Genomic DNA, 2017 nt, shown 5'->3' with positions numbered 1-2017 from the left:
CCGGCCAACAGCGGGAACACGGTCAGCACGCCGTTGCCCAGGCCCACCGCCGACTTCACGGTGACCAGCGCCAGCACCCGGGGGCGGTGACCGATGTAGCCGAGTGCCTCGCGGACGGCGGACCAGGTCCGCTGGGGCGGTTGGTCGGCGTCCCGGGGCACCTGCAGCGGCCGGCGGATCCGGGTGGCGAGGGCCGCGGCGACCGCCAGGCCCGCCGCCGCCACCCAGAAGCAGACGTACGGGCCGGCAGCGGTGCTCAGCACGCCGCCGAGCGAGGCACCGACCACGGTCATGGTGCCCCAGGCCGAGCCGGCGACGGCGTTGCCGGCGGCGAGTTCGTGCGGCTCCAGCACGTTGGGCAGCGCGGCCTGGGCCGCCGGCGAGTAGAACGCCTTGGCCACCGCCACCGCGCCGATCGCCACCAGCGCCAGCCACGCCGTTGCCGCGTTGCGCACGCCGAGCAGCAGCAGCACGCCCGCCAGCGCCGCCACGTTCGCGGCGATCATGATCTTCCGGCGGTCGAAGCGGTCGGCGATCGTGCCGGTGTACGGCAGCAGCAGCGCCACGATGCCGGTGTCCACCGCCAACACCAGCGCGCCCCAGACACCGCTGCCGGTCAGCTGCGGCAGCAGCACCAACAGCGGCACCATGACGAACCAGTCGGCGCCGAAGACCACCAACTCGGCGAGGAAGAGGTTGCGGAAGCTCCGATTGCCGGTCAGAACGGAGAGGGTGGACGCCACGGAGCGCGACCCTACCTGGTCTGTGGCGGCGCGACACCCGCTCCCAGCAGCGCCGAGACCGTGACGAAGGTGTAGCCGCGCGACCGTAACCCGTTGATCATGTCGGTCAGGCCCCGCAGTGCGACAAGCCGCCGCCGCGCCCCCACGTCGTGGCCGAGCACGATCGTTCCCGGCCGGACGCCCGCCACGATCCGCCGGGCGTGGCCGGCCGGATCGTCGGGGAACTCACGCTCCACCATCTGCAGCGACCAGAGCACCAGTCGGTAGTCCAGTCGGGCCGCCGCGTGCAGCACCGCACCGCCCAGGTGGCCGTACGGCGGACGGAGCAGCACCGGCGGCGACCCGGTCAGCTCGGCGATCACGTCGTGGCTGCGGCGCAGGTCGTCGTACGCCTCGTCGGCGTCCAGTTCGGCCAGGTCCCGGTGCTGCCAGCTGTGGTTGCCCACCTCGTGCCCGCCGAGCCGGTCGCGGACGACGTCGGCGTGCCGATGGACCTGCGCCCCGACCATGAAGAAGGTGGCCGGAACCCGGTGCTCGGCCAGGGTGTCGAGCACCATCGGAGTCCACTGTGGTGCCGGGCCGTCGTCGAAGGTGAGCGCCACCAGGCGCTGGTTGGTCGGTGCCGACCAGATGACCTCCAGCGCGCCGGAGCCGACATCCTGCTGACCGTTGCCGAGGGTGGCGCTGGCGGGGCCACCGGCGATCGGCAGTTTGCGATGGCCGCTCCACCACGCCTCGGACGTCCCCGCGCCGACGGCCACACCGCTCACCACCAGCAGGCCACGGCGCAGCAGGTCGCGTCGCCCCCACCCGCGCGCGTCCTCGGCCATCCGCCCGCCCCGCTCCACCCACACCCCCATCCATCTACGAGGAGTATGCAAGAAGTTACACAAAGTGCGGAGCGGTCGGGTCGGAGTGTTTCGGCTCAAACAACTGGAACGCCCCCGGCAGAAATCCACCGGGGGCGTTCCGAACCTCGCTGCGACCTACTCGGTCGGCTCCGCCGGGGGCAGCGGCGAGGTGCGGCTACGGGGCAGCCGCAGCACCTCGAACTGGTCCGTGCCCTCCACCAGCGCGGCCGACGGCGCCGGTCGCCCGGCCGGCTGCGCACCTTCGGCGGTGGCCGTGGCCGGGGCCGGCGCGGGCGCGCCGCTCGGCACCGCGACCTGGTTCGGGGCTGGCGACTCGTCCGCCTCCACGGTGGTCACCGCCGACCCCCCGGAGCGCCGCCGTGCGCGCCGAGCGCGCAGCGACTCCTTGGTGTGCTCCACCAT

Annotated in this window: 3 protein-coding genes; all 3 read right to left on the bottom strand. The window is 73.4% G+C overall.

All coding sequences use genetic code 11. From position 1 onward, the window contains the following. Positions 1-743: MFS transporter (locus KBX53_RS31135; protein WP_210863313.1), on the bottom strand; the 743-nt coding region annotated here is incomplete at its 3' end. An 11-nt stretch (positions 744-754) separates the two neighbouring features. Continuing rightward, positions 755-1603 carry a polysaccharide deacetylase family protein gene (locus KBX53_RS31130; protein WP_247676485.1) on the bottom strand — a complete coding sequence of 283 codons (849 nt, stop codon included), beginning with the start codon at positions 1601-1603 and terminating at the stop codon, positions 755-757. A gap of 126 nt (positions 1604-1729) precedes the next feature. Then, positions 1730-2017: hypothetical protein (locus KBX53_RS31125; RefSeq protein WP_210863312.1), on the bottom strand; the 288-nt coding region annotated here is incomplete at its 5' end.

The sequence above is a fragment of the Micromonospora sp. M51 genome (assembly GCF_018070305.1).
GTDB classification, from domain to species: Bacteria; Actinomycetota; Actinomycetes; order Mycobacteriales; family Micromonosporaceae; genus Micromonospora; species Micromonospora parva.
Note: the sequence above shows the minus strand (reverse complement) of the source record. Positions and strands in the feature narration are given on the sequence as shown.